General features: G+C 43.1%; 19 protein-coding genes. 6 read left to right on the plus strand and 13 right to left on the minus strand.

Annotation, left to right across the window (positions count from 1 at the left end; genetic code table 11):
• The first annotated feature begins 156 nt into the window (after window positions 1-156).
• Window positions 157-1,167, plus strand: a complete 1,011-nt coding sequence (locus tag QWZ04_RS02690; protein WP_290324679.1) for a LacI family DNA-binding transcriptional regulator — start codon at window positions 157-159, stop codon at window positions 1,165-1,167.
• A 354-nt stretch (window positions 1,168-1,521) separates the two neighbouring features.
• Here the strand turns inward: QWZ04_RS02690 and QWZ04_RS02695 are convergent, their stop codons facing one another.
• Together QWZ04_RS02695 and QWZ04_RS02700 are read right to left on the minus strand one after the other, a co-directional pair.
• A complete protein-coding gene (locus tag QWZ04_RS02695; RefSeq protein ID WP_290324681.1) occupies window positions 1,522-2,037 on the minus strand; it encodes an ankyrin repeat domain-containing protein in 516 nt (171 codons plus the stop codon).
• The gene (locus QWZ04_RS02700) at window positions 2,028-2,486 is read right to left on the minus strand and encodes a hypothetical protein (RefSeq protein WP_290324682.1); all 459 of its coding nucleotides are present in this window, start codon (window positions 2,484-2,486) and stop codon (window positions 2,028-2,030) included. The genes QWZ04_RS02695 and QWZ04_RS02700 overlap by 10 nt, the downstream gene beginning before the upstream one ends.
• Before the next feature lie 386 nt (window positions 2,487-2,872).
• Here QWZ04_RS02700 and QWZ04_RS02705 point away from each other — a divergent pair, with 386 nt between their 5' ends.
• Complete coding sequence (locus QWZ04_RS02705) at window positions 2,873-3,460, plus strand: class I SAM-dependent methyltransferase (RefSeq protein WP_290324684.1); 588 nt, start codon at window positions 2,873-2,875, stop codon at window positions 3,458-3,460.
• On the plus strand, window positions 3,460-6,354 hold the full coding sequence (locus QWZ04_RS02710; protein WP_290324686.1) for a DEAD/DEAH box helicase family protein: 2,895 nt from the start codon (window positions 3,460-3,462) through the stop codon (window positions 6,352-6,354). Before QWZ04_RS02705 ends, QWZ04_RS02710 begins: the two co-directional genes overlap by 1 nt.
• Before the next feature lie 89 nt (window positions 6,355-6,443).
• Here QWZ04_RS02710 and QWZ04_RS02715 read toward each other — a convergent pair whose 3' ends face one another.
• The 5 genes from QWZ04_RS02715 to ectA all read right to left on the minus strand — a co-directional run bounded on the left by QWZ04_RS02715 (window position 6,444) and on the right by ectA (window position 10,360).
• Window positions 6,444-7,259 carry a DUF3859 domain-containing protein gene (locus tag QWZ04_RS02715; RefSeq protein WP_290324688.1) on the minus strand — a complete coding sequence of 272 codons (816 nt, stop codon included), beginning with the start codon at window positions 7,257-7,259 and terminating at the stop codon, window positions 6,444-6,446.
• 207 nt (window positions 7,260-7,466) lie between these two features.
• Complete coding sequence (locus QWZ04_RS02720; RefSeq protein WP_290324690.1) at window positions 7,467-7,958, minus strand: M48 metallopeptidase family protein; 492 nt, start codon at window positions 7,956-7,958, stop codon at window positions 7,467-7,469.
• A gap of 173 nt (window positions 7,959-8,131) precedes the next feature.
• The gene (locus QWZ04_RS02725) at window positions 8,132-8,518 is read right to left on the minus strand and encodes an ectoine synthase (RefSeq protein WP_290324692.1); all 387 of its coding nucleotides are present in this window, start codon (window positions 8,516-8,518) and stop codon (window positions 8,132-8,134) included.
• A gap of 14 nt (window positions 8,519-8,532) precedes the next feature.
• On the minus strand, window positions 8,533-9,798 hold the full coding sequence (gene ectB, locus QWZ04_RS02730; RefSeq protein ID WP_290324694.1) for a diaminobutyrate--2-oxoglutarate transaminase: 1,266 nt from the start codon (window positions 9,796-9,798) through the stop codon (window positions 8,533-8,535).
• A 19-nt stretch (window positions 9,799-9,817) separates the two neighbouring features.
• Window positions 9,818-10,360, minus strand: a complete 543-nt coding sequence (ectA, locus tag QWZ04_RS02735; RefSeq protein ID WP_290324696.1) for a diaminobutyrate acetyltransferase — start codon at window positions 10,358-10,360, stop codon at window positions 9,818-9,820.
• 400 nt (window positions 10,361-10,760) lie between these two features.
• Here ectA and QWZ04_RS02740 point away from each other — a divergent pair, with 400 nt between their 5' ends.
• Window positions 10,761-11,714 carry a hypothetical protein gene (locus QWZ04_RS02740; protein WP_290324697.1) on the plus strand — a complete coding sequence of 318 codons (954 nt, stop codon included), beginning with the start codon at window positions 10,761-10,763 and terminating at the stop codon, window positions 11,712-11,714.
• A gap of 265 nt (window positions 11,715-11,979) precedes the next feature.
• On the opposite strand, the gene QWZ04_RS02745 is transcribed toward QWZ04_RS02740, so the two are convergent.
• Together QWZ04_RS02745 and QWZ04_RS02750 are read right to left on the minus strand one after the other, a co-directional pair.
• Window positions 11,980-12,222, minus strand: coding sequence for a hypothetical protein (locus QWZ04_RS02745; protein WP_290324699.1), 243 nt, complete (start codon window positions 12,220-12,222; stop codon window positions 11,980-11,982).
• A 165-nt stretch (window positions 12,223-12,387) separates the two neighbouring features.
• Complete coding sequence (locus QWZ04_RS02750; protein WP_290324701.1) at window positions 12,388-12,765, minus strand: hypothetical protein; 378 nt, start codon at window positions 12,763-12,765, stop codon at window positions 12,388-12,390.
• Window positions 12,766-13,017: 252 nt separating this feature from the next.
• Between QWZ04_RS02750 and QWZ04_RS02755 the strand changes: the two genes are divergently transcribed.
• Window positions 13,018-13,203 carry a hypothetical protein gene (locus QWZ04_RS02755; RefSeq protein ID WP_290324703.1) on the plus strand — a complete coding sequence of 62 codons (186 nt, stop codon included), beginning with the start codon at window positions 13,018-13,020 and terminating at the stop codon, window positions 13,201-13,203.
• 89 nt (window positions 13,204-13,292) lie between these two features.
• On the opposite strand, the gene QWZ04_RS02760 is transcribed toward QWZ04_RS02755, so the two are convergent.
• On the minus strand, window positions 13,293-13,589 hold the full coding sequence (locus QWZ04_RS02760; RefSeq protein WP_353958844.1) for an EF-hand domain-containing protein: 297 nt from the start codon (window positions 13,587-13,589) through the stop codon (window positions 13,293-13,295).
• A gap of 275 nt (window positions 13,590-13,864) precedes the next feature.
• Here QWZ04_RS02760 and QWZ04_RS02765 point away from each other — a divergent pair, with 275 nt between their 5' ends.
• Window positions 13,865-14,416: an aldolase/citrate lyase/malate synthase family protein gene (locus QWZ04_RS02765; RefSeq protein WP_290324704.1), complete on the plus strand. Its 552-nt coding sequence runs from the start codon at window positions 13,865-13,867 to the stop codon at window positions 14,414-14,416.
• Between the two features lie 122 nt (window positions 14,417-14,538).
• Here the strand turns inward: QWZ04_RS02765 and QWZ04_RS02770 are convergent, their stop codons facing one another.
• The 3 genes from QWZ04_RS02770 to rlmF form a co-directional block, all read right to left on the minus strand.
• Window positions 14,539-16,938, minus strand: a complete 2,400-nt coding sequence (locus QWZ04_RS02770) for a beta-mannosidase (protein ID WP_290324706.1) — start codon at window positions 16,936-16,938, stop codon at window positions 14,539-14,541.
• Window positions 16,939-17,163: 225 nt separating this feature from the next.
• The gene (locus tag QWZ04_RS02775; protein WP_290324708.1) at window positions 17,164-17,964 is read right to left on the minus strand and encodes an ion transporter; all 801 of its coding nucleotides are present in this window, start codon (window positions 17,962-17,964) and stop codon (window positions 17,164-17,166) included.
• 134 nt (window positions 17,965-18,098) lie between these two features.
• Window positions 18,099-19,274 carry a 23S rRNA (adenine(1618)-N(6))-methyltransferase RlmF gene (rlmF, locus tag QWZ04_RS02780; protein WP_290324710.1) on the minus strand — a complete coding sequence of 392 codons (1,176 nt, stop codon included), beginning with the start codon at window positions 19,272-19,274 and terminating at the stop codon, window positions 18,099-18,101.
• Window positions 19,275-19,279: the final 5 nt, after the last annotated feature.

Below are 19,279 nucleotides of genomic sequence, written 5' to 3' on the forward strand. Positions count from 1 at the left end.
AATATTAGAGAAGACGACAAACACTGAAAAGAGACGGCATGGAATTAAACGGCGTATTTTCCATAATGTCGTCAGAAGCATATTTAATTGTGATGTAACACAAAATCTTGTTACATCACGACTAAACGAATAAACTTAAACAAAAAAGGAAACACAATGACGATCAGAGATGTAGCCAAGCGTTCAGGAGTCTCCATCGCGACGGTATCCAGAGTGTTAAATGGCAACGCCAACGTCTCTGACGCCATCAAATTAGCGGTAGAAAATGCGATTGAAGAACTGAACTATCAGAAACCAGAGAAGAAACGTAAAAAAGCGACCAAACTGTTTGCGGTCATTGTTCGCAACATTACCAACCCATTTTTTGCGCAAATGATCGACGTTCTTGAAGAAGAAGCCTATAAACACGGTAGGAGTCTATTACTGTTTAATAGCCGTAATAACCTGCAGCTTGAACGTACGTTTTTAGCAGAGTGCGAGAACCATAATGTGGATGGCGTTTTCTTAATTCCACGTTCTTTGAAAAGTGAACACCTCAGCACTTTACAGGATTTCCCTTTCCCTGTTGTGCTATTAACGGCCACCTCCCCATTGGTTTCTGGAGTCGGAACCCACCATAAATACGGTGGTATGCTAGCGGCGAAGCACCTATTGCAACAGGGGCATCGCCGCATCGGATACATCGGCACAGACACCCAACAGTCGGATCGTTTTATTGGTTTTAAACAAACTCTAAAAAACAAAAACACCGAATTATCAGAACCGCGAGTGTTGAGCCCTTACACCACTGAAACATTGGCTAACTTTGTTGAGCAACAAATACTGACCCATGAATCACCGTTAAGTGCCATATTCTGTTCAGACGATATATGCGCCAGTCAGTTATTCATTTTACTTCAGCAACATGAGAAAACGTCCGCGGTAGAGATCATCGGATTTGACGATACATTTATCTCTCAATCGCTTGGGTTTTCTAGTATCAAACAGCCCATCAAGCAAATTGCACTCATTGGCTTCGACATCATGATCAACACGCTTAACTCCGAGCAAACCAATGCAGAAACGATCCTTTTAGAACCCACATTAATGCTCCGCAGGCTTCCATCAAGCCCAACCATAGCCAGAGAAACTGAAATACTTCGGTCTACAGGCCTTGGCGCACCTTAAAAAGGAATGACTAACCAATGGTTAAACAAACAAATATCAAATTGATCTCCATTTGTTAGCCTGAATATAAATTTGGCGTCACTTTCTCATCTATTGATGCTGTCCACCGAAGTGGCCTATTAGATGAAAAACGAAGACCACCACTACTCAACAAAAGCCTTTATATTTCAAACCAAAATCCGAACTTTATAAAGCAACAAAGCTTTGATAAACGCCTAGCCAAACTATTGGATTACGACACCGACAAAGAGAGCCTGCTCACAGCAATGGAGTACCATGTGTTGCTGGGAAAAGAGAACAAGAAGGTGAGTGGATTTCGGGTGGTTGGAATGTAAGTTTATGTAGCATTAAAAATCACTGCATGGATTCCAGCGTAGCGATCATTTTACCCAGTTCGACACTTGCTCTCTTCTTTTGAAGTCTATAAGCAAACTGCAGTGCATTATCTTCAGTTGCTGAATAGACTTGGTTGATGTCGACTCCATTTTTAATCAATAGATTAAATGCTTCTAACTCTCTTGAGAGGATTGCACCGTGAATCGTCGGAATTTCAACACCATTGATCCGTTGGGAAGAATTCACATCTATACCATGGTCGATTAGAAGCTGAGCCAAAGCCAATGTTTCTGGTGTCGGATAGCTGAGCACCGCACTTAAAGACCATTCCTCTTCGACTGACAAAAGCAGATCCTCACTTGGCCCCAATGTCTCAATTACCCATAAGCACTGTGCAGGCGTGGCGCCTAACAAATCAGCTCCCATCACACAGGTAAAAAATTGTTCCTCACGGATTGAGCTCCCGATAATAACAACGACACATACACTCATGAACAGAAGAAACCGCAACCACCACTTCTTAATTACGCCCATAGTCTTTGCTTACCACTGCTAATATTATAAGTCGGTATCAATAACGGCTTTTCGTTATTACACGCAATTCCGTCGAGAAACATCGCCAGCTGACTCCTGAAGTTACGGTTTATTGCGCTCATAACCAACTGGTAGATTTTAATTTTTCTCAAATCGTTCGTCGTGGCGTGATCAAAAGCATGAGATAAGGCTCCTTTTGCCAATTCATTAAGTACTTTTGCAATTGGCTTACGTGGGTTTATCGTGCTTCTCCAAGTTGCTTCGATAAAACCAATTTTGTATGAGGTATCCACCGCTTCTACAAGTAACCCTTGTGCGAACTCTCTTACTTTATCGTCAACCACCATGGATTCGATTCGGCCTCTTTCAACCGGGAAAAAGAAAATCAATATTTCTTTTGTTTCCGATTCTGAGTAAATCAGTGTTTGGAATTTCTTTAGCTGCTTCATTGTTAACCTAGATATAAATGAGTTACCGCCATTTTTTCACCTCTTACATTTAAGGAAAAATCAAAATGCACAAAAATCAAACCACATCGCGTGGGTATGTAACTAACGGATATCTCTTTGCTAATTTCTGGAATGAAGCAGAGTAACGATCATGCTTTTTTAATGCTCTTGTAGGGATGTGGTATTGCTAATGTTTTTCAATACTATCTCTAATAGATTGCGACCAACGAGGTGTTAGAGGAGAGACCGACCATTTATTATGACTAATTGCGATGACAACACTTGGTTAAACTCACTAAAAAACCATTGATATTCCACATTAAACATTAACCCGAAAACTGATATTATTGTTCATAGGCATCTACTTAAATGAGCTTTACCCGCATATGACTTCAAGCTACTACAACTCGAACGCACAGGAATTTTACGCAGGAACCGTTGACGTAAATATGGCCTCCCTATACGCCAGATTTGTTCCGTTATTATCGACAGGCGCAAAAGTCTTAGATGCGGGTTGTGGCTCTGGTAGAGATACGAAGCATTTTATAGATAATGGCTTTATTACAACCGGATTTGATGCCAGCCCAGAGTTAGTCGCGTTAGCAAGTGAGTTAGTTGACCAAACCATTCAATGCGACACTTTTTTAAGCTTTACTACCGATATGAAAGCTTTCGATGCTATTTGGGCATGCGCTTCTCTTTTGCATGTCCCATATAATGATTTAGAGAAGACCTTCTGCCACCTCAGTCAATTCCTTAAAAATGACGGCATTTTCTATTGCTCATTCAAGTATGGGGATAGTGAACTTGAACGACATGGCCGTCGCTTTACGGACTTGAACGAAAACTCATTGAGTACCCTGCTTAGCAATACTCCTTTATCGATTGCAGAAAACTGGATTACGGGTGATCTTCGTGAAGGTCGTGAGTCAGAGAAGTGGTTAAACGTTATCTTAAAGAAAGAGAGTAAATAGTGCCTAATATTTCATTAACTCTAAAACATGACGTTTTGGTTACGGGCGACAAGGATCACTTACTTGATCAATTGTTGTACGCCATCAACCATGCAACAGAGATTGAAATTGCTGTTTCATTTATTCAACCTTCCGGTTTGGATTTATTATTACCAGCAATCAATGAAGCATTAGAAAGACAAGAGGCGCGTGGTTATCCACTTAAGCTAAAAATCCTAACATCAGACTATTTACATATCACCAACCCGATAGCTCTTAGATCTCTAATGCAGCTTGAAGGCAATAACGTTGAAGTTAAGATTTTTCAGGCTGGTAATCATAGTTTTCATATTAAGTCGTATATCTTTGTTCGTACTAATGAAAACGAGAGTTTCTATCAAGGCTCTGCTTTTATTGGCTCTAATAACATGAGTAAAAGCGCCCTAACACACGCTCACGAATGGTGTCTTAGATATGATCACAAGCCACCAACTGACTCAGAGCAAGCCAAGCAGTTTGCTCTTATACGTGAAAAGTTTGCTGGTATCTTCAACCACAAGTCTGCAATAGCGTTGACAGATCAGTGGATCGATAATTATATTAAGATCCGTAAAAAGCCTACTCTTCACGCGGTATCTGAGGTTGGTGACTTAGAAGTAGAGCCATTTACTCCGAACTGCGCTCAGGAAGAAGCTCTTCAAGCACTTTCTAACTCTCGAATGGAGATGAATACTCGTGGACTTGTAGTGCTCGGTACTGGCATGGGGAAAACTTGGCTCGCTGCATTTGATGCTAAGCAAATGAATGCCAAAAAGATCTTATTCGTTGCTCATCGAGAAGAAATTCTCACGCAAGCGCTCAACACTTTTGCCAAATTATGGCCTGAAAAGTCTTCTGGTTATTATCATGGCAAGTCTAAAGAGCGTAATAAAGAGATGATGTTTGCATCCGTTCAGACCCTTGGAAAAGCAGCGCACCTGAATCAGTTCAAGCCAGAACACTTTGATTACATCGTTATTGATGAGTTTCATCACGCGAGCGCCAAAACATACCTAAACATCATTAATTACTTCACCCCTAAGTTCATGCTCGGTTTAACAGCAACGCCAGAACGTACCGACCAAGCCAATATCTTATCGTTATGCCACGATAACTTGGTATTTGACCGAAACCTCGTTCACGGTATTGATGAAAAAATCCTCGCACCATTTCATTATCACGGGATTTGGGATGAATTTGTAAACTACGAAGAAATCCCATGGCGCAATGGTAAGTTTGCCCCCGATGAACTTGATGCGCAATTTGCCACTCAAAAGCGTGCTCAACATATATTTAAGCACTGGGAATTACACCAACAGTCACGTACCCTCGCCTTTTGTGTATCCAAAAAGCACGCTGATTTTATGTCTGTCGCATTTAATAAGACATTTTCTAAAAAAGGATTTAGGTCTGTTGCTGTTTATAGTGGCTCGAAAACATTGCGTAACGAGGCATTAACTCAGCTCGATCGCGGAGAAATTCAAGTTATCTTCTCTATCGACTTATTTAATGAAGGTACGGATCTTCCATCTATCGATACTGTTTTAATGCTTCGCCCGACGGAATCGAACATCATATTCCTGCAACAACTTGGGCGTGGTCTTCGTTTACATCCGAATAAAAAACACCTCGCTGTTCTCGATTTTATTGGTAATCATCGTAGCTTTTTAAATAAGCATGAAATTCTTGGTATCAGCCTATCAGGCAAACTCACAGATCTAAGTAAAGTCTCCGGTGCTGCCCCGCAACTTGGTGATGGCTGCTATCTTAATATTGATCTTCAAGTCACCGATTTCTGGCAGACTCTTGCTAGACAATACAGAAAAACGGCACTTGAAGATTATATAAACCTCGAAGCACACTTAGGTCATAGACCAAGCGCTGCAGAGTATTTTCATTCTGAAGTCGATCCGCAGTTAAGCAAAGCAACTAAGCAGCATGGCAGTTGGTTAAATTTGGTCGCCCAACAAACAAATGATCCTCTTATGACCGAAGTCGTTACGGCTTATCATGACTTCCTGCTCTATGCAGTACAACAAACCAAAATGACTAAATCATTCAAAGCGATTTTGCTTGAAGCCTTTTTAGAACTCGATGGATTTCGCACGCCACCTAGTGTCGAGCGACTTTGTGAGAAAAGCTGGCACGTATTGTCTGGCTATCCGTTCTTACACAAACTTGAACTGCCAGAGGCAGAACGCTCGCTGCATTCCACTCACAAAGAATGGTTTAGCTATTGGAAGAAAAATCCCGTTCATCACTCAATCAAGGCGGACCAGAAAACCAATATTTCATGGTTCACTAACGACAATGGTCTATTTAGAGCTAATTTTACAATTCAAGACCGACATGTTGATGTATTGGCTGACTTGGTCAAAGAATTAGTCGATTACAAATTGGCCAAACACGTGGACAACAAGAAGCAAAAGATAACTCCACTTGAGCAACCCGATCAAGATAACCTCATCTCACTGCCTTATTATCCTGATCTTAAAATTGCTTGTGGTCACTTTAAAACGGGTAACACAGAAGACTGTGAACACATTGAGGTCAGTGAATACAATGTCGATGCGTCCAAACACTTTCTTGCTCGCGCGTCTGGAAACTCGATGAATGGTGGAAAGAATCCAATCTTAGACGGCGATTTGTTACTGCTTGAGTTCGTTTCTTCAAACAGTGCAGGATCTATCACCGGAAACACGATGGCCATCGAGATGCTAGATGAAAGCGGAGACAACCAATACTTATTGCGGGTTATCGAAAAACGTGGAAGCAGTGACTACTGGTTAAAAGCAAACAACCCTGATTACAAAACGATTCCCGCGAACGATTCAATGAAGACCTTAGCGAGACTCAAGAAAGTAATGAAGGGATAACATATGTTCGTGCCCTGAATTCGAAGTATTGCGGACGAAGAGCATGTCCGCACTACTTCTTAGCATAACGCTGACCCAGCGACCTAGACCTACTTCCTAAAACACGCCTTTACCTCACTCTCATTCAGCTTTGCGCTCGTCATTCTGCTGCTTGCCATGCATACGGTGAAGTGGCTATAAAACGTTTTTACGACTTCTGTTTGGTGGGGGTTTTGTTGCTTGGTTTTATCTTTGGCGTAGCTGGCACAGGTGCCTCTAAGCGTTGCCATGCCTGCTTCACAGCGTTGCTGGGTGTCGAACGCCATGCAAGTGCTAAACCTTGGATTTTTGCATAATAGCTTTTCACCTTCTGTTGCAATGGCGGCAATTTGAGAAAGCCGCTCTGTTGCTTCAAAGTTGTCTTTAATAGATGAGTTAAGCTGTTCCATGTTTGCCACGGTAAAAGACTGGCTCGCGAGCAGGTTGCCTTTAAATCGGATTTCAAGTTTCCAGATCCCACTTTGAATCTCGTACTCTTCTCCGAAATACCACATGGCTAGATTTTTGTTGTGTGGGTACATGGTGTCGGGCCAACTAGATGTTGTCGTCTTTTGCTTGGTTTTAGGGTCAGTAATGCTGGGGTGTGACATGGTCACGGTGATAGGCAGTTTGGTCACCTCATCGCCCTTTGGCAATATCAACTCATAACGAAAACCGATGTACTGCCCAACTGTCGGGTGCATCAGTTTGCCTTTGTCTATGTTGTATTGTTTACCTTGTTGGGTAACAAGGCCACTTTCTAGAATCGTGACGCTAGGAAGTTCGTCACTTTTGGTCGGCACAGTGGCCAAGATGGTGCCGTTGGCTGAAGCCATAGCTGTGTACAAGCTAAATATTAAAGTGGTAACGAATGTTCGAAAAACCATGAGATTGCCTACTGCGCTATTTTGAGGTGAGCCGCACCGGAAAGTTTATAGTAGGCACAATAATCTGGATGGAAATGAAATGCGACTCTAGCGCTAATTATTTGATTCAGTTTGGGTTGTTAATCAAATAACCCACAATTTGAGCCTGTTCGCTCAAGCGCCAAAAATGAAGACACAGGAGATCAATCGTAATCCATAGTTTGTCTTTTACAGTTCAAGAGACGTTAAGTACAGCCTTGCATCCAACTCTAGTTGGTGATAATCCGGCTCCATATGGCAACACAGTTGGTAGAAAGATTTATTATGGTCTTTCTCTTTTAAGTGTGCGAGTTCGTGCACCACCAGCATGCGCAGTAATGGCTCTGGGGCGGTTTTAAACATGGTCGCAATGCGAATTTCATTTTTGGCTTTAAGCTTGCCGCCATGCACACGAGACACAAAACTATGTAGGCCAAGTGCATTGTTCACCATGTGAATTTTTTTGTCGTACACCACTTTAGATAAGGGCGATGACTTTTTCAGGTAGCGGTTTTTTATCGCCATGGTGTATTCGAATAAGGCTTTATCTGAGGTGATGGTGTGATTGTTCGGGTATCGTTGCTTTAACCACGGCCCAAGTTGCTTTTGCTCTATCAGAGTCGAGATCTGTTTAAGAATATGCTCTGGGTAACCTTGAACGTATTGAAGTTGGTTTTTCATGCTGCACGCTAACAATAAATGACGCGCTATTGTACTGGGTTTTGCGGTGACTGTCCTTTTAGGTGTCAGCTGTTTTAAGCATCGAGACTGTTTTAAGGTAGTTAATGGATAGCGGTTAAACCAATAAGTGAGGCTAAATGCCTCACTTATTGGTGATTAACGATAATCTAAAGCTAGTCAACTAATGGGTATACGCCATTTTCGTCGTGCACTTCTTTTCCCGTGATTGGCGGGTTAAACACGCATGCCATGACCATTTCTTTGTCTTGATATGCTCTTAGATAATGTTCATCATTTTTATCTAGAATGTATAAGGTGCCAGGTTTAATCGGGTAAGTTTTTCCACCTACAACTTCGATTTCCCCTTCTCCGCTCATGCAGTAAACCGATTCGAGATGGTTCTGATAATGAATGTGCGTTTCTGTGTTTTGATAGATGGTTGTAATGTGAAAAGAGAATCCCATTTTGTCATCTTTTAGCAGCATGCGGACACTTTCCCATGTTTCCGATACTACTCGGCGCTCGCTGTCTCGGCACTCGTCTAATGTTCTAACTATCATCTTTGTTCCTTCAATTAAGATGCTTTTCTAAAATGCTTGGCGGCAACCAGATCTACCGCATTTTCAAATATTTGTAGACCTTGATCTAGTTCAGATTCGGTAATGGTCAATGGGCAGAAGAATTTCACCACTTCGTCTTCTGGGCCTGCGGTTTCAATAACCATTCCGTTCTCAAAACATGTTTTGGCGATTTGCCCGGCCAATTCACCGTTAAGGCACTCAATACCAATCATCATGCCTCTTCCTTTCAGCTGCACAAAAAGTTCTGGGTGGCGTTTAATACAGAATTGGATTACCTCAGATATTTTGTTTGAATTCTTCGCTATGTGAGTTTCAAACGTTTTATCAGACCAATAAATTTCAAGCGCTTTTGTTGCCGTGACAAATGCATGGTTGTTACCACGGAATGTTCCGTTATGCTCACCAGGCTGCCAAATGTCGAGCTCTGGCTTTAGAAGTACGATGGCCATTGGCAAACCATAACCACTGATCGACTTTGACAGGGTCACGATGTCGGGCTTGATGCCTGATGGTTCAAAACTAAAGAAGGTTCCTGTTCGGCCACAGCCTGCTTGAATGTCATCAACGATGAGCAAAATGCCATTGTTTTTACATACTCGGCTTAATCGTTGTAGCCACTCATTAGATGCAACGTTCAGCCCACCTTCCCCTTGAACCGTTTCAAGAAGTACTGCGGCGGGTTTATCCATACCTGCTGAGTTGTCTGCTAGCATGGTTTCAAACAGTTTTAGGCCGTCGATGTCTGCGTAACCTTCAAATGGCATTCGCGTCACGTTATTGAGACTAAAGCCCGCACCTTGACGATGATGTTGGTTGCCCGTAGCGGCCAAAGCGCCAGCAGTGCAACCATGAAAGCCATTAGTGAACGCCACAATGGAACTGCGGCCAGTAACTTTGCGAGCAAGTTTTAACGCCGCTTCCACAGCGTTAGTTCCCGTTGGGCCGGTGAACTGCACTTTGTAATCGAGATTTCTTGGGGCAAAAATGTAGCGTTGCAGAGCACTTAGAAATTCAGCTTTCGCGTCTGAGTGCATATCCAGCCCGTGGGTAATGCCGTCCATCTCAATGTATTCAAGCAGAGATTGCTTCAATTCAGGGTTATTGTGTCCGTAGTTTAGAGATCCTGCTCCAGCAAGAAAGTCCAAGTATCGTTCATTTTCATCGGTTTCTAGCCAGCATCCTTTTGCTTTGGCAAACATGACAGGAAAACTGTTTGAGTAAGAACGTACTTTCGATTCTTGCTTGTTAAAAATATCCATGATGAGACCGTTTTAACTCCTATTTTTTAAGAATGAGCGGGATCCGATACAAATACTCCGTATCGTGCTTCCCTTTAAAGTGTGCTTTTTCATCTAGAAATGTGCTTACTTCGCCGCACTGCCCGTTTTGCATATCGAGCTTTTTGAATAGTGCCCACGAGGCGTCGTTATCTTCGGTGATGGTGGTTTCAATCGCCGTCACTGCTTTCAAGTTATCTCGTCCAAGCAGTTCATGCAGCATGCTAAAGGCTAGCCCATGACCTCGATGACGAGGAGACACCGCTACTTGCCACACAAACAAGGTGTTGGGCTCATCAGGCTTTCGGTAACCCGATATAAACCCAGCGACCTCGCCGTGATGCCTTGCAAGAATGCAAGTGCCACGAAAATGCGTGGATTGAAGGAAATTACAATACGATGAGTTGACATCAAGGGGTGGGCATTCAGCGATGAGGCAGGAAACATCGTCTCCATCTTCAGCTTTTGGTTCTAAAAACGTCCATTCTTTAACGGGATCTTCACTTGTCTTTTGATTCATCACCCAAGGTGCTGATGTGATCATGTCTAAATACATTCCTTCGTGCTCTAATTAAAATTATATTTTTATTACGCACACAATGAGCGAAAAAATCACAATGGATCAATAATAGTGGCCATAATGAGATCCAGATCTCAATAAAAACACGTTTGGAGACCATTTAATATAATTAGTACACTAATCATTTTCATTAAGCGTTCTTTTTAGGCGCTCAGTTTTTTGCACTTTTTCTATTTTTGAAGTGAGTTTTGAAGTGATTTTTTGCCAGTTTCTGTCCGAATCTCAGCCTACATTTCACCAGTAACTCGAAGTGCTATTGGCGGCCAAATTAAAGCGTGTTTTAAAGGGGGATTTAAAGATTGATCACACCCACCAGGCTGATATATGCTGCCAGCCCTTATTTATTGGCTTCGGATCAAGGCTCATGGCTTCTCCTCAATGCATCGACATTCCGTTTAACTCTCGTCACACCTGCTGGTTTTGTGGCGAACCAAGCCATGTCTACGCCCCCTTTCCTAATAAAAAAACACGTGCCAAGGTCGATCATCAGGCTATCGAGGTTCCAAGCTGTGATGAGTGCTTTTCCCTTAGCCAAACCAGCGATGCTAGCTCGGTGCTGCAACTGCAAAACGAAGTGAAACATGGCTTGTTAAAAAAGTACTCGCAAGCGTTGGCGGTGGGCCTTAACTGGACCAAAGAAGAGTTAGAAGACTCTGAATTCACTGGTGCGGCGCTAGAGGGTTTTAGACGCAGTGCATGGGCCATGTACGAAATAGCTAAAGCGCGAATCGATTACCAAGGTTGGCTGCTGTCGCTTGATGATATGCCTATGGAAATCTACGACGAATCCTCATGCTTCGAATTTGACGGCATGCGTTACCTAAATCTCAACGCGTGCATAGACCATTACGCCACTTCATTGAGTTTAGATAAACCATTGCTCGAGCAGTTAACGGATGTGGTTGGTATTGAACGTTTCAGCTATGCCATCCAAATAGCGAGATTGAACCCACGTATTTCGGAAAGAAAACGCAACAGCATTATACAAGAGATAGAGCAGCAAGAGTTGGAACGAACAGAAGCACTCGCTTTGCAAATTCAAGGTAGCAACCAAAGCAGACACGAGCCAGAAGCAGTACTGGTGTCGGGCGTGGTAGCCGAACCTGATGCCATTGCATGGCTAATGAATAACAACGTCACTACTTTGGCAAAATTGATTCAATCAGAAGATGATTTTTTTGATGCCTTTCAACATCTTGGTGGCGTTGGTGCGTTTGCTAAGTTTGATGGCGTACAGTTGTACTTAGAGGCTAGACAAGATGATTCTTGGGTAGAGCAACACGATATCAATAAACCGATGTGGGATACAATATTGTAACGCTTTGACGTGCGTTAGGTACATTAACCAGCAGTGCAAAAACACCAATACAGACCAAGCACGAGCGCTTTTGCTCTGCTGGAATAATGCTGCAGTTAAGCTATCACTCGCGTATTTATCACGCAACTGAATTAATTATCAGTAAGCGCCGTCATACATTTTTTGCGAGCTAAATTTGAAAATGGTTTCTTAATGTAAATTATTGCTTGATTTGGCGTTATTTGAGCCAAGTCTCAACTCAAACCAATAACTTGAGTTGTGTCACCTATTTCAGCTTTCCATTCAACTTTCGTGACAATCGGCTTTCACAAGCCACTACTCGTATGGTCGAGCCATTTTTACTTAAGTTGTCGTTGACTCTGTAGGCATCCGGTAAGACGATCGGCTCAATACGCTCAGGTTCGACAACTTTCAAATGCGGTCTAAATTGCTTGTTCTTGGCTAAACGTTGCATGGTAAACAATATTGCTACGCCTGTAAGTGTAAAGGCAACAAACATCCACTCCATAATAACCCTCTTCTGACTATTGCTGTGTTTAGGCGTGACGGCCATCATTACTCAACTGCCGTAGGCCTCCTAGCTCGTTTTGGTAAAAATAAGAGCCAGCTCAACAATCCGATTCTATTTGTTCGATATGTAATCAAACTTAACTGCAAACCCAACTGGGCCTAATTATTTCTTCGCCTGTTGCGCCAAATTATCATTTTTGCTGTAGACCAGTTTAATAACCTCGGCACCGTTTTTTCGCTTGATGGGCGGTCTGCTTTTTTTGCTTTCAGCCAATCGGTTAACGTTGGTGTTTTTGTTAACATTCGCAGCTGTCGAAATGGCAGCGTTAGAGGAAACCAAGTGCAAACGTGTAGGTTGTTTCGTTTCGATGTCGCCCACGTCATTCAATTTAATTCCAGATAAAAGCTGGTTTTCAGAGTACAAATCCGGCTCGATTTCTTGCTGGCCTGCACGATGGTTCGTGCGTTTAACAAGCCACACTAAACCCCAAACAATAATCGCTAAGACTACCCCAATCACACCATAAATAATTGGCTCCATTACTCGCCTCTCTACCCATGCCTTTCTCTAATCATAGGCAAGAATCGGCATCTGCACACTTTGATGACAGTGCAATTGATAAATTTGATTATTGGTTTCGTCTTCGATGGCTCACTAAGTTGAACGATTGTAGCGGCATAACAGAAATAAAAAATAACCACACTGATAGCAAGTAAATTGATTTAGATCATTTTTAATCCCGCTTTTTCTGGTTAGTGTGAATGTGAACATACTGTAAAGGGAGAGCCAGATATGTTAAAACAAGATCCTCGTTGCTACACAGACGTTTGTGTTAATGGTCGTTGGTTTCACTATGACCACTGCGGTACAAAGGCTTATATGTTAAAGGGTGGCGCATCACCGGAGATTGACTTAGGTAGGGAACCAACGTCAGAAACTGACTTGATTGATATGTTACAAAGCCTTAACGAAAAATAGGTAGTCGTTGGTTTTACTTCTGTAACGTAGCAATAAACAAAAGGCGCTTAATTGCGCCTTTTTGGTGTTTGTCGTGATCGAATATGCGGCTACTGCTGATTAAACCACGCCGAGAACTCTTCAAAATCGATACTGCTATTGCCATCCAAATCAATTTCTTTAAATCCCAACTTCCAAGAGTCGCCCTGCCCGAGTGAATCTAACGCTTGTAGCAGCGCTTTAAACTCGCTGAGCTCTATTTTACCGTCTTGGTCTTTATCAAAATAATCGAAGTTCTCTTGCAGTTCTTGGGTTGAAATAACGGTCATGATGTTTCCCTCTTTTTTACTTATGAAATCGGTGTTGTCAAAAAATGGAACAACAAGATCTACACACCTATCACTTATGCCTTACTAGGATACTACGCCCTATTTATTGTTATGGGGATGATTTGATTACTTTTCTAGTTCTTTATGCGGTCATTCTCTGAGTTACCGTCTTAATCTCATTGTGTAAAATTCACTCGATATTTTTGTAAAATTTACACTGTATAATTTTTATTGTGAAATCTTGGTTAAAAGTTGGTTAATCTAAAAATGTACAGAGTCACTAGCGCAAACAAACAGCGAAAAGTCATTCTGTTCTATCAATACTGATAAATACCATTACCGAGGACACCACTATGACGATGTCAACAGCTACGAATAACCAAAACCTACAAACCGAGCCTATGTTTGATGCGAACGCTGTCCTCAATGCTGAAAATGTGAAAGCACAAAGAGCGACAGAAAAACAACAACGAGCTAAAGAGATCCTAGACTCTGCATTTCCATTAGATGAAGGCTCTCACCAGGACGTAACCAATTACATGGTTTACTACTGTAACCTTGTTGCATGTTTCGCTGATGGCCGTTTAACCAGCCTTAAAAATCCAAGCCAATTTGTAGCACTTGCTGGGCACAAATTGGAACCTGATTCTATCTTGCTTAAAGATGATCAAGGCAGCCACTTAGAAATCCGTTTGGGTGCTCGCCAAGGGCTAAAAACATTAGCAGAAATCACAGACGTACAACTTGAATCTAGAACGTCTCTTTGCACGCAAAGCCAATCTAGCCACCGATACTGGATTAGCCTAATGGAGAGCGGCGCTAAAGGTGACCCTATTGCTCACAGTGTTGAGAAAGAGTTCACCAGTAAAAGCGGCGATGAGTACACGCTAAACCGTTACTGTTAGGAGAATAAGGCGCTGGGCTAAAGGCGTAAGGAAAAGATCAAAAGAAAAGCCTAAGCAGTATTCCTTTATAAAAAATGAGCTCTTGATGAGCTCATTTTTGTGTTTCTAGTTACCACACTTTGCTAATAGCTGCTGACTAAGTCGTAAATTCGCAGTGACTCTTTTAGGCTTTGTTCGTCATCACCTATGTACTGGATCTCTTTTGGTTCGTTGGCTAACAAGGTGAAAGATGAATCAGAGAATCTCCCTTTACCATCATGTTCTAGGTGTACAAAAAATGCCGGTTTGTTACTGGTTAACGTCACCGTTTTGTTTTCAACTCGGCACTCTATTTGCGCTTTCTCCATTGGCAGAACCTTAGGTACATCAGCAAACCAGCTCGATTCGATGTCACCGTCATTAAAACTAATGTGCAAAAAGCCGATATTGGCACTGAGGTCTTTTTTAGCCAGCTCCCAAATGGGTTGGTTACCATCGGCGGCGATGGTGGTGTTCACCGTCCACTCTTTCAGCACCTCTCCTTGCCAGGTTATCCAACTTATTTTGCCTTCTAACTTTTCTGTGTGTCTGGCATCGTTAAGCGCGCTTAGGGTGATGTTGTTGCCTTTATCTACGTAGGTGACGTATAACGGCGCAAAAAATCGTTTCGCATGGTATTGCAGTTGCTTCCAACGGCCGCTGTATTCTATGCTCGACCAAGAGCTTACAGGCCAGTTATCGTTTAGTTGCCAAAACAACATCCCTCGACACACCGGCTTGATGGCGCGCCAATGATCACACGCGGTTTTGATTGCCATGGCTTGTTGAACTTGGCTCAGGTAAAGCATGTTTTCAAAACCCGTTGGGAAGCGGAAGTATCGGGTAAAGTTTTCCGCGATAATGCTATTACCACGAGGGTTTTTCTGATGGTTCTCAAAGGTTGGCGAGGTAATGTTCCAGTCGCTCTCTGGCACAAATTGCTTTACCTCCGCCAGTGATGGCCAAGATTGATAACCAAACTCACTGCAAAAACGTGGGTTCACTTTTTGATACGCATCGAAAGATTTTCCAGAATGCCACACATCCCAAAAATGCATGTCGCCTCTGGTGTCGTCGTGCCATGCGTCGCCGTAATCTAACTCTCCATTACAAGGAGAGCTTGGCCAAAAGCGTCGGCTGTTGTCTTCTTCAAAAATGACTTTTTCTAAATGACGACTTAAGCGGTCGTAGTTAACGGTGAATTTTTCTCGTTGGTGTTTAGATTCATCGTACCAACCTATGGCTCCGATCACTTCGTTGTCGCCGCACCACAAAGCAATACAGGCATGATGCTTAAGACGGTTAATTTGGTAGCGCAACTCGCTTTCTACATCCGCTAAAAAGACGTCGGTCGACGGGTATAAAGAGCAGGCAAACATCATATCTTGCCAAACCAGTAGCCCAAGCTGGTCGCACTGCTCATAAAATACGTCGCTTTCGTATTGCCCACCGCCCCACACGCGGATCATATTCATGTTCGCATCAACGGCATCTTGCAGTAATACTTCGTAACGGTCTGCAGATTCTCGTTGGGGCAAAGCATCCATAGGGATCCAATTCGCCCCCTTGGCAGTAATAGGCCATCCATTCACTTTAATGGTCATGGCGCTGCCGATGTGGTCGTTGTCTGTGACGACTTCTAGCTCCCGCAGGCCGATTTTTTTCTCTATTACTTGGCCATCTAGCTCTATCAACAGATCGTATAGTGGTTGTTCGCCATAGCCAACAGGCCACCAACGGTTAGGGTTGTTGATAATGAATTCAACGCGGGTACTCTGACAGTTAAGGTCGGTTCTAACGCAGTGAGATTGCTCGCCAAGCGTCACTTGTAAGTCACTGCTGTGGCCGTCATCGTGGAATACGTCGACAGAAACGGCCACCAAGTCATCTGATAACCACTTTTGCTGGCAATCCATTCCGTGTAAGCGAATGTGATTGACTACGTCTGTTTTTATTTTGTCGTAAATGCCACTGACCATTAAACAAATGCCCCAATCCCAACCGGCATGGCACTGCGCTTTACGGAGCGTGTTCATATGAGGGACTTTGTTGTTGCCCTCTGAATATGGGATAGGAAATGGCAATTGACTTGCGCGTGTCGCGGCTTCTTCGTCTGCCCTTGCAAACTCGAATTGCAATACATTGCTACCCAACTTCAAGTGAGGGCGAATATCGACCTTATATTGCTTGAACATGTTGCTGCATTGCAAAACGTCAACACCGTTCACCTTAAACACGGCTAAGGTATCTACTCGTGACAGGCTAATGTCAATGGCGGTCAGTGCCAAGTCTTGTTCAACCACATTAATAGTACGAGACAATAGCCAGCGAGACTCACCAACCCATTGGACTTCTTGTTCTAGGCAGCCGTAGTATGGGTCTGGTATGACTCCAGCTTTAATAAGCGCACTGTGGTTGTCCCCCGGAATAAGGCATGGAACCGAAATTTGAGGGTGTTCAGGTGAAGAGAGTAACCAGTTTCCATTTAGATCAAACACAGACATATTGAACCTCGCACAGAGACATAAACCGTAAAATGCGCTTGAGTAGCCAAGGTAGGATGAGTTAGCTACTCGGATTCCATTATCTTAATGTAATTTATTGCATATAAATACCGAACGCTATAAAACTTGTGAATACTTTCAATTTATGCGTGAATTTGACCGAAAACTGACGTTACAAAACGAATCAATTGCCCGTGCTACATCATTGTAATCAATAGCTTTGTTTTACTTCTCCCCCGGTGTTTGTTGCTGTTTTTCTTTCTCAATAGCTTGGGCTTCTTTGGCAATCAACAGCACTTTTAGTTCGGATATGTCTTCTTTTAAATCGCTCACGTCTCGTCTTAAGTTGGCAATGATGTGCTTGCCTTGATCGTCCGCATCATCGTCAACAAACCATGACGCAACAAAGCCCGTGAAGGTACCAAAAAGCCCCACACCGGTGGTCATCAACATCGCGGCGACCACACGCCCCTCAATCGTTACTGGGTAGAAATCGCCGTATCCAACCGTGGTGATCGTGACAAATGCCCACCAAAATGCATCAGCTGCGTTATCAATATTTCCGCCCTCGACATCGGTTTCAAAAATCAAAATAGCAATCGCACCAATGGTGAGAACTAAGATAGAAACAAAAACCACGAACGAGAACGAGCTCTTCACTTTATTCCGCATATAGACCGAAACAAGGTGACGAGTTGAGCGGATCACCCTTAACAGGCGAATAACACGCACGATGCGCCCAATCTGAGAATAGGAAGCCATGGGTATAGAAGATAAGAGATCGATCCAACCCCAGGTTTTAAAGTAATGCCACTTATTCGATGCGTGCTTTAATTGGACCAAAAAGTCGATGAAGAAAAAGAGGCAAATGAAGCCGTCGGTCCATTGTAGGATTTGTTTAACGTCGTCAGGCAACGACAACGTCATTTGAGCAGTGAGAGAAATCAGTACAAATACCGATAATAAAAGGATGAAGAGCTGAAATGGGCCTAACTGTTCTTCTTTGTTTACTCGCGTACTGCTCATCGATCCCTCTATATGCATATAAATCTAAACGGTTTGATCTTACGTTGATGGGTGTCGAAGTCAATTCGGGCATTCACATTGAGTTAGAGCGAGCTTGGGATTAAGAAATTTCGAAATCAACCTTGGCTAGTGGCTTACTTCCACTTAGCACTGGCCCACAATTGCTGCTGCTCTGGTGTTAAGAAGCTCCAAGCAACAAAACGCGTGATTTTTTGACCGTGCTTCATTTCGACCACTTGAATGTTAGTCACGCCAACCTTGTCCAACGCACGCGTTAACTGACGAACGTTTTCTTTTTTTGATATTAGCGTTGTAAACCACAAGCACTGATTTTTAAAATCGGCACTTTCGAACGCCATATTGCGAATAAACGTTTCTTCCCCACCTTTGCACCACAACTCGGCGTTTTGCCCGCCAAAATTCAGTGCCGACTGTTTTTTAGGTTCAGGTTTCTGGCCTCTTTTCTCGCGGTTTATCGCCAGGTTTTGCAGTTTTCGCTGCGAGCCTTTATTCGCTTCCTCTTGAGATGCATGGAACGGCGGGTTACACATGGTGAAGTCGTAAAACTCGCCATCTTTAATGATGTTAGCAAAGAAATTCTTATTGTTCTCTTGCAGTCTGAATTGCAGCTTTTGGGCTAAGTGAGCGTTATTTTGAGCAATGTTTTTCGCATTCTCTACCGAGATAGGATCAATATCGCTACCCACCATGCCCCACTTATAACAGCTTGATGCTACGATGGGATAAATCGCGTTCGCCCCTGCGCCAATGTCTAAGCCGGTTACTTTCACACCAACAGGCAATTTGCCCTTGTTGCATTGCGCCAGTAGGTCGCCAATATGGTGAATGTAATCAACGCGACCAGGGATCGGTGGGCACAAGTAACCCGTTGGGATATCCCACTGCTTCACACCATAGTGTAGAGCCAGCAGAGCCTTGTTGAGCATTTTTACTGATTCATCATCCGAGAAATTGATCGATGTATCGCCATGTGGGTTGGCAAATGTAAACGGAGCGAGTTCAGGCAAAGCTTCAACCAGTTTCGCGAAGTCGTATCGCCCAATGTGGTCATTCCGAGCATGTAACTCGGTCATGGTTAGGGTTTTTACGTGCAGGCCAAGGCTTAATGATTCGTTATCCGCCGTATTTGCGGGCGCTTTTCCCTTACTTAGGTTTTTGCGTTTAGCGGTTTGATTTTTACTCGCAGCAGTTCCCTTATTCACAGGACGCTTTGAAGAGGTATGATTGGTCGAAGCTTTTTTAGGCGCAGATTTAGGCATAATAACGAATTTCAGTAGAAAACGAGACAATTTAC

Origin of the sequence: Vibrio tapetis subsp. quintayensis (assembly GCF_030409945.1) — a bacterium.
Lineage (GTDB): Bacteria > Pseudomonadota > Gammaproteobacteria > Enterobacterales > Vibrionaceae > Vibrio > Vibrio quintayensis.